We start from the raw sequence: 8,905 nt of genomic DNA on the forward strand, positions 1-8,905 counted from the left end.
GTATGCCGGTGGGTGTCGATCAGCCCCGGTGCGACGATGTGCCCAGCCGCGTCGATGACCTCGGCGTCGACCTCGCCCAGCGAAGGCGCGACAGCTGCGATGACCCCGTCCTCGACGAGAACATCGCCTCGGGCCAGTTCACCGATGTCCGGGTCCATCGACAGGATGTGCCCACCTCGGACGAGGGTGCGTTGAGTCGCCATGATGACCGCCTGCCCTGAAAGACATCTTCTTGTTTCCGGCCTATGACGGCCGTCACAGGCAGCACATCACCCCAGGTCGGTGGCGATCATCAGGCAGAAAAGTTGCGATCCAGGTCCGGACGCGAACTCGCCTGTCGGGCTTGTCTCGAGACTCGCCCGCCCCGGGTCAAGCAGCGGGCAAGGAGCGGGCGATTGCCGCCGCACGGCGAAACGCGGCCACGGCCGGCCGGCGGTCTCCGCTGCGGGTCGCGACAGCGATCTCCACCGGCGGCCCCTCCGCCGGCACAAAACGGACATCAGGTCGCGGGTAATAGCGGGCAGCCGCCGCCGCGTGCAGAGACACCCGGCCGGTCGTCGCCACCGCCGTGGGGATCGCGGCCGGGTGTCGCACGCACGGTGCACCGGCGCCTCGCGCGGAACCCACCCACGAGGCCAACAACGGCTCCCGGCCACCCACCTCCAACCACGGCAACTCGGCCAGATCGCCCGACGTCAGGAACGACGCCCCAGCCAGTTCCGACCACGCCGGGACCACCGCCACCCGCGGCGAGGACAGGACCGGCTCGAAGTCGACCCCGTCCAGCTCCCCCACGAACTGGACAACGGCGACATCCACCTCAGCCCGGCGCACCGCGTCGTACTGATCCGTCAAATCCAAGTCGCAATACTGCAGGGACAGGCCCGGCTGTTGCACACCCACCGCATCCCGCAGCGCCTGCCAGCGGTCAGCCGCACCGAACCCCAAGATCCCCACCCGCAGCGAGCCTGCCTCCGGGCCCACCTCCTCGGCGGCGATCTGGCGCAACCCCTCCAGCTCCGCCAGCACCACCCGGGCTCGCCCGACGAAACGCGCACCCGCCGAGGTCAGGCTGACCCGCCGGCTGGTCCGCTCGAACAGGCGGCTCCCGACCTCACGTTCCAGCCGCTGCACGGCTTGTCCGAATGGCTGGGCGGAGATGAAATGACGCTTCGCTGCCCTGCCGAAGTGCAACTCCTCGGCCAACGTCACCACGTACCGCAGCGCCTGGATCTCCATCAACCCTCCGCCCCGAGCAACCGGCCCACAGTTAGGTGGCATCACCGGCAGTGTGAGAGTACGTCCCCGCTGCCGGGAAAAGCAGCGCCTGGACAAGACCAAGCACTGGTCAGCCGCCCAGAACCACTGGGCCACGCAGCGTCACCACCGATCGCGGCGATTGCCGCCGCCTTACGGCAGGCCGCCGACCCGTCTTCCCACCCGGCGTCGCGACGCAACGCCACAAGCAGGTATGGAATCACCGCCGGGTCACCCGCCTTTCCCAACGCGGAAGCCGCCCGATCCGATTCTGACCCGACCACCGCCAGCTCCGCGATCAACTCATCGTTCATACCACTTCCCAATCATCGCGCCACACAGACCGCCACCCCGCAAGGAAACGGGCTTAGCTCGGTTTTACTTCACAGCCGGTACTCTCGTGCCATCACACCCCAGTCGACCAGCGACAGACACCACGTCCCACCACTACACCCACCATCTGCGACGATACCGGAATGGCACGCGGCCATGACGAGCACGACGCCATAACGCACCCGTTCCCACCACCCGACAGAATGCCATCCCTGTCAGATGGTGGGGTGATGCAGGTCGTCGCCCTCGACCATGACCCCTGATTCACCGCGTCATGAAGCCGTGGCAACGCTTCGAGCTTTCTTTCCTTCGAACGTGTGTCGCCGCTTCCTGAAAACTGACCCCCTGGGGACCTCCGGAAGTTGACCCCCTGCTTGCGTAGGGAGGTGCTGAAGGTGGAGGACTGGGCCGAGATCCGCAGGTTGCATCGGGCCGAACAGGTTCCGATCAAGGAGATTGCCCGGCGGCTGGGGGTCGCGCGGAACACGGTCCGCAAGGCGTTGGCGTCGGACGGGCCGCCGAGGTACGTCCGGGCGGCGAAGGGGTCGGTCGTTGATCCGTTCGAGCCTCGGATCCGGGTGTTGCTGGCCCAGTGGCCGCGGATGCCGGCGCCGGTGGTCGCCGAGCGGGTCGGCTGGCCGTACTCGTTGTCACCGTTGAAGAAGCGGTTGGCGCTGATCCGGCCGGAGTATGTCGGGATCGACCCGGTTGACCGGGTTGTCTACGAGCCGGGGCAGGTCACGCAGTGCGACCTGTGGTTCCCGGAGACGCCGGTGCCGGTCGCCGCGGGCCTGGAGCGGGTGGCGCCGGTGCTGGTGATGACGCTGGGGTTCTCCCGGTTCGTGGCGGCGACGATGATCCCGTCGCGGCAGGCCGGTGACATCCTGGCGGGGATGTGGCTGCTGATCTCGGGGGTCGGCCGGGTCACGAGGACGCTGGTCTGGGACCGGGAGTCCGCGATCGGCGGGGGCGGACGGCCGACCGTGCCGGCGGCGGCGTTCGCCGGCACCCTGGCGACGAGGATCCGGCTGGCGCCGCCGCGGGACCCGGAGTTCAAGGGCCTGGTCGAGCGGACGAACGGCTACCTGGAGACGTCGTGGGCGTGGTTGGGTAGGGAGCTGGCGCGGTGACGCGTAAGCGTTCCGTTTCCAGCTCCCTCCCGTCGAATCCGTGCATGCGGTTCTCCCGCACACGGCTCACCGACGTCTTTCACCGCCGGCATTCGGTGATCTCCAGGGACGGTTCGGCCTGGGAGCGAGCACGGTCCCACCAAGGTTAAGCAGCCCGAAATGGTCGGGTGAGGCGTAGGCCACGATCCGCCAGCCCCATGCCCGGCTGCGTTTGTGACGGTTCGCCACGAAGATCGCAACCCGGTGTAGGGCGTAGGTCTGCATCTTGTCGAACATCCGGGCAGAGTTTCCGTAACGGAAGTACCCGGCCCAGCCGCGCAGGAAGGCGTTCACCTGCCGTATAACGGTGTCGACCGGCACCAGCAGCCTCGACCGGGCGGTCAGTTCCCGGATCCGGTCACGGGCGTGCTGGGCCGCCTTGCGGGATGGCCAGCGGGCGAGAAAGACGACACGCCTGGCCCCGGTCCGACCCCGAGCGCGTACCAGCCGATGGTGGAAACCGAGGAAATCGAATCCCTCGCCGCCTTCGGTCAGGTGCACTATCCGGGTCTTTGCCGCCTTCGACTCCAGGCCGAGGTCGGCCAGCAGGGCTGTGATCCGCGCGAGCGCGTGGTCGGCCTGCTGCCGGGATTCACACATCACCACGAGATCGTCGATATAACGGACCAGCGTCCCGTCCCGGCCGTGATCCCATGCCCGGTCGAGCCGGTGCAGGTAGACGTTAGCCATGAGGGGCGAGACGCATCCCCCTTGGGGAGTACCGGTCACTACTCGACGCTGTGACCCACCTTCCAACACCCCGGCTTCCAGAAAAGCACGCACCAGGGCGAGGGTTTTCCGATCACAGACTCGTTCCTCGACCGCCTGCATCAACTTGTCGTGTGGAATCGCCTCGAAACAGTTGGCGACGTCCGTTTCCACCACCCAACGTCGGCCCCGCCAGGACTCATCCAGCAGCACCTGGAGGGCATCGTGCGTGCTCCGTTTCGGCCGAGCGCCGAACGAGCACCCAAGGAAATCAGCTTCAAAGACCGACTCGAGTACGATCTTCAACGCTGTCTGCACGATCCGGTCGCGTACTGCGGGGATAGACAACGGCCGCCGCTCATCCGACCCGGACTTGGGAATGAACACCCGCCGGGCCGGCAGCGGACGGTAGCTGCCGTCCTTCAGTTCGCAGACCAGCTCGTCGAGGACCCGGTCAACGCCGTACCCCTCGACCATACTCAGGGTGATGTTGTCGATGCCGGCTGCGCCACGGTTGCGGCGCACCTGCTCCCATGCCCGCGCCACGACATCTTTGCGGTAGACCTTGTCGTAGAGCGTGTGGAACCGCCGTCCGGGATCGGCCTTGGCCGCCCGGTAAAGCGCATGTTGCAAGGCGCGGACCCTGTCCCCACGGACAGCCGCCAGGGTGGACCTAGCCGAAACGGCACTCACCAGCCCGATCTCCCTCACACCAGCGCGTAGACGAAGTAGCGGCCCTTCCCATCACCGGCGGTTATGTTGTCCGTCCGGCTCGAACGGTACTATGGCCGCCTCCGACGCCCTCCCGACACGCTCGCCTACTTCCCGGCTCCTCACCGGTTATAAGACGTCGCCGTTCCGCAGGTTCCGCGGCCTGCTTCGGCCGGGGAGGGCCTCCCCAGTTCCCGCCGTCGCTGTCTGAACGTTCCGTGCCCCCTACGCCGGGGAGTTCCTCGCGGCTGCATTCCAGGATCTTCACCGCTTCCATGGCCTTCACCCTGATTGAAGGGGCTCGGCTCTCCCTCTTCCCGCTTTGCGGCGGGCACTTTAACGGCGCTGCAAGCTTCGCTTTATGCTACGGACCGTCCAGTCGCTTCCCCTTCTCAGGGCTTTTGACGTTGCGCTTCGACGCCGGGCGTTTCCCCCCGACGCCGGCAACCTGCTACCGGGCCTCCTGGCAGCTACCCGGACCGGACTCCCACCGGCAAGCGACGACGAGCTTCAGACCACGTCATGACCCCACGGGCCACCTCCTGATCTCTGGGCGCACTCATGGGAAGCGTGTAAGCCGGAGGTGACAAGAATCGACCTACCGTGATCGGTCGGTCGGAAAGGGTCATCTTATGGCACAGAATGTAAAGCGTCGTGAACGTGATACTGCGGCGGCCCAGGTGATCGCGGAGACGTTCCCGCCGAATGTGATCGACACGTTGTTGGCGGAGGCGAAGGAGACCGGCACGCCGATCGATGGTGTCGATGGCCTGTTGAACCAGATGACGAAAGCTGTTCTGGAACGGGCGCTACGGGCCGAGATGACCGACCATCTCGGCTACGAGTCCGGTGACCCGTCCGGGAACGGCTCGGGGAACTCCCGGAACGGCACGTCGGTCAAGACGGTGTCGACCCGGAACGGGCCGGTCGATATCGAGGTGCCCCGGGACCGGAACAGCACGTTCGAGCCGATGATCGTGCCGAAGCGGGCACGGCGTATCGGGAATCTCGACGACACGATCCTGTCGTTGTACTCCCGTGGCATGACGACCCGCGACATCGAGGCGCACCTGCGTGAGGTCTACGGGGTGCAGGCGTCCCGGGAACTGATCTCGAACGTCACCGACGTCGTCGTCGACGAGATCAAGACCTGGCAGTCGCGGCCGTTGGACGAGGTCTACCCGATCATGTATGTGGATGGGATCCGCCTGCGCGTCAAGGACAACGGTGTCGTCTCCACCAAGGTCGCGTATCTGGCGATAGGGGTCGATACCGATGGCCGTAAGCACGCTCTCGGCTGCTGGATCCAGGACAGCGAAGGCGCGAAGTTTTGGCAGAAAGTTCTCGCGGATCTCCGGAATCGGGGTGTCCGTGACGTCCTCATCGTCTGCTGCGACGGGCTGACGGGACTCCCTGACGCCGTCACCGCCGTGTTCCCCGACAGCATTGTCCAGACCTGCGTGGTCCACGTCATCCGTAACGCGATGCGGTTCGTGTCCTACGGCGACAGGAAAGCCGTCGTCAAGGCCATGAAGGACATCTACACCGCCCCCACCCTGGAGGCCGCCGAGCTCGGACTGGCCGCATTCGACACCGCCTTCGGTGCCCGCTATCCCGGCGCCGTGGACGTGTGGCGCCACGCCTGGGCCGAGTTCATTCCGTTCCTCGACTTCCCGCCCGAGCTCCGGAAAATCGTCTACACCACCAACGCGATCGAATCCATCAACTTCCAACTCCGGAAAATCACCAAGAACCGCGGCCACTTCCCCGACAAGGACGCCGCGATGAAACTCCTCTACCTCGGCCTCCGGAACATCTCCAGCCAGCGCGGCGGTGAATCCGGCACAGGAACCCACGGCTGGAAAGTCGCACTCAACTCGCTCGTCAACTTGTTCCCCGGACGACTATCCTTCTGATAGAGTCACAGACAGTAAGCTGCCCATCACCGGCTTACACGAAAATCGTGAGTGCGCCCGTCCTCGGCGTGCGGGACGTGTCAGGTTTCCTGCTGCGCCAACGCGGGCTGCGCCGAAAGACCATCGCGACCGTGCGGTCATCCCTGGCGGACTTCCTGGCTTTCCTGGCCGCTGCGGGCCGGACCCCGCAGAGCCTGGCCGACCGGCTGCCGCCGCACCGGCACCTGCGCCACGAGTCCGAACCGCACCTGTGGACCGCTGAGGAGATCCGGCGGGTGCTGGCCGTGATCGACCGCCAGTCCGCCACCGGCAAACGCGACTACGCGATGATCCTGATGACCGCCCGGCTCGGCCTGCGGATCTCCGATCTGCGGCAACTCGAACTCGGCGACCTGGACTGGCGGGCGAAGACCATCACGATCGTCCAGCACAAGACGGGCCGACCGTTAAGCCTGCCGCTGCTGGACGACGTCGGCTGGGCGATCATTGACTACGTCCGGCATAGCCGCCCCGAAACTGCCTGCCCGAAGGTGTTCATCAAGCACCGCCATCCCTTCAACACGTTCGGGTGTTCCTCGTCGGTCGCCTCCCGGCTGTCGCGCCACGCTGCCCGCGCGGGGATCGATTTCCCGCCGGACCAGGTGCGCGGGATGCATTCCCTGCGCGGCGCGCTGGCCGTCGCCATGATCGGCAACGGGGCGTCGATGCCGGTGGTGTCGGCCGTGCTGGGACACGCCTCCAGCGACACGACCCAGGCCTACTACCTGCGCTTCGACGTCGAACGGCTGCGATGCTGCGCGCTGGACATCGAAGACGTCATCGGCCAGGCGGGGGCGGGTGAGTGCGGTGTCTGACACGACGTTGCCGGGCCTGGTCGCCGAACTGGTCGCTTCGCGCCGTGCTGGCGGATACCGGTTCAAGGTCCAGGAACGGGTGCTGCGCCAGTTCGCCGATCACTGCCGGCGGGAGGGGTATCCGGACGGGTCAATCACCAAAGAAGCGTTCGACGGGTTCCTTTACGGCGGTCACCTGCGTTCCTCCACGCTTCGGCGTAACGAGCTGGCGCTGCGTCAGCTGGCCGAGTACGCCCAGGCCGCCGGCTGGGATGCCTGCACCCCGGCCGCGGCAACCCGTGTTCGTGTCCGCCACCAGCCCCCGTATGTGCTCACCGACGACGAGGTGCGCCGCCTGTTCGCCGTGGTCGACACCCAGGCCATGTCCAGCTTCTCGAACAAGGCGATGGTCGACCCGGTCCTGTTCAGGGTGCTCTACGGCGCCGGGCTGAGAGTTTCCGAGGCACTCAACCTGAGCCTGGCCGATGTGGACACCCGTGTCGGGACGCTGCGGATCCGCGACTCCAAGAACGGCGAGAGCCGGACCGTGCCGGTCACCAGCCGGCTCACCGCGACCCTGGAGGACTACATCGCAGCCGCGCACCCCGCCCCCGAAAGCAGCGACTATGTCTTCTATACCGTCGCTGCCGGCAGGCCGATCAACCAGTCGACCGTATACGTGCGGTTCCGCGGCTACCTGGCCGACGCCGCCATCCCCCACTTCACCGGCGGCCCGCACCCGCACTCGCTACGTCACGGCTTCGCCGTCGCCAACCTCAGACGATGGGCCGCGCAAGGCACGGACCTGGCCGTGATGCTGCCCTACCTGGCGTGCTACATGGGCCACGCCGACCTTCGCGGCACCCAGTACTACCTGAGGCTGACCGCGGACGCCTACCCCGAGGTCATGGCCAAGGCCCAGGTCCGGTTCGGCTACGTCATCCCCGCACCCGGGGACGAGCAGTGAACCCGCGGCCCGCGCCGCCGCCGGAGCTTGCCGGGCGCTGGCTGTCGAAGTTCTTCATCGACCACCTGGCCGGGGAACGCGCAGCCTCACCGAAGACCATCTCCTCCTACCGGGACGCGATGAAACTGCTGCTCACCTGGTTCAGGGACGCTGAGCACATACCGCCGGAGAAGCTGCGCCTGGCCGACATCGACCGGCCCCGGGTCCTGCGGTTCCTGCACTGGCTGGAAGCCGAGCGCAACTGCTCGGCCGCCAGCCGCAACCAGCGCCTGGCAGTGATCAAGTCGTTCTGCCGCTACACCGCCGTCGAGCAGCCCGACCATCTCGACCAGGTCACCCAGATCCTCGCGATCCGGCAGAAGAAGACCCCAGCCCCGCAGCGGGGACACCTGACCGGCGACGAGGTCAAGACGCTGCTCGCCGAACCCGGCACGGCCAACACACGCGCTGTCAGGGACACCGTCCTGCTCGCCCTGGCCTACGACAGCGCCGCCCGCGTCCAGGAGCTGTGCGACCTCGACGTCGCCGACATCCGCCGCGCCAGCCCGATGATTGTGGTGATCCACGGGAAGGGCTCCAAGATCCGGTACGTGCCCGTGATGGACCCGACCGCCCAGCTCGTCGCCGATTACCTCGAACACCGCGATCGGCATCCTGGCCTCGGCGCCGACGCGGACCCGCTGTTCCCCGGACCGAACCACTCCAGACTGACCCGGTCCGGGGTCGCCAAGCTACTGGCCCGCTACGTGCGGGCCGTCCGGACACGCGACCCCGGCTGGGCTCCCGGCCTGCCAGTCACGCCCCACACGCTCCGGCGGACACGGACCATGCACCTGATCGACGCCGGGGTCAACCTGATCTACATCCGTGATCTACTCGGCCACGCCAACGTGTCCACCACCGAGATCTACGCCCGCGCAGACGCCGAGGCCAAACGCAAGGCGATCGAAAATGCCTACGAACCACTCACCCCAGACGCCCTGCCGGACTGGACGTTGGACTCGTCCCTGA

General features: G+C 66.8%; 6 protein-coding genes and 2 pseudogenes. 5 read left to right on the top strand and 3 right to left on the bottom strand.

The genetic code is table 11. The features are described 5' to 3' along the window. Together U9980_RS15795 and U9980_RS15800 are read right to left on the bottom strand one after the other, a co-directional pair. Positions 1–203: pseudogene (locus tag U9980_RS15795) on the bottom strand (hypothetical protein); the annotation flags it as partial. A 166-nt stretch (positions 204–369) separates the two neighbouring features. Beyond that, positions 370–1,239: a LysR family transcriptional regulator gene (locus U9980_RS15800; protein ID WP_322768618.1), complete on the bottom strand. Its 870-nt coding sequence runs from the start codon at positions 1,237–1,239 to the stop codon at positions 370–372. A gap of 737 nt (positions 1,240–1,976) precedes the next feature. Here U9980_RS15800 and U9980_RS15805 point away from each other — a divergent pair. Beyond that, a pseudogene (locus U9980_RS15805) lies at positions 1,977–2,690 on the top strand (helix-turn-helix domain-containing protein); the annotation flags it as partial. 96 nt (positions 2,691–2,786) lie between these two features. Here U9980_RS15805 and ltrA read toward each other — a convergent pair. Then, positions 2,787–4,160, bottom strand: a complete 1,374-nt coding sequence (gene ltrA / locus U9980_RS15810; protein ID WP_322768619.1) for a group II intron reverse transcriptase/maturase — start codon at positions 4,158–4,160, stop codon at positions 2,787–2,789. Positions 4,161–4,810: 650 nt separating this feature from the next. Between ltrA and U9980_RS15815 the strand changes: the two genes are divergently transcribed. From U9980_RS15815 to U9980_RS15830, 4 genes are all read left to right on the top strand, one after another. Next, positions 4,811–6,094: an IS256 family transposase gene (locus U9980_RS15815; RefSeq protein ID WP_416210289.1), complete on the top strand. Its 1,284-nt coding sequence runs from the start codon at positions 4,811–4,813 to the stop codon at positions 6,092–6,094. A 47-nt stretch (positions 6,095–6,141) separates the two neighbouring features. Then, on the top strand, positions 6,142–6,948 hold the full coding sequence (locus tag U9980_RS15820; protein ID WP_322768620.1) for a site-specific integrase: 807 nt from the start codon (positions 6,142–6,144) through the stop codon (positions 6,946–6,948). Then, positions 6,932–7,894: a tyrosine-type recombinase/integrase gene (locus U9980_RS15825; protein ID WP_322768621.1), complete on the top strand. Its 963-nt coding sequence runs from the start codon at positions 6,932–6,934 to the stop codon at positions 7,892–7,894. Before U9980_RS15820 ends, U9980_RS15825 begins: the two co-directional genes overlap by 17 nt. After that, positions 7,891–8,905 (top strand): tyrosine-type recombinase/integrase (locus U9980_RS15830; protein WP_322768622.1); only part of this gene is annotated, 1,015 nt, incomplete at its 3' end. The genes U9980_RS15825 and U9980_RS15830, both read left to right, overlap by 4 nt.

Source organism: Protofrankia sp. Cr1 (assembly GCF_963555865.1).
Taxonomy (GTDB): Bacteria; Actinomycetota; Actinomycetes; order Frankiales; family Frankiaceae; genus Protofrankia.

Bases quoted from the DNA above. Each gene is read 5' to 3' on its own strand.
- U9980_RS15815 (WP_416210289.1), top strand. From the start codon at position 4,811: ATGGCACAGAATGTAAAGCGTCGTGAACGTGATACTGCGGCGGCCCAG.
- U9980_RS15800 (WP_322768618.1), bottom strand. From the start codon at position 1,239: ATGGAGATCCAGGCGCTGCGGTACGTGGTGACGTTGGCCGAGGAGTTG.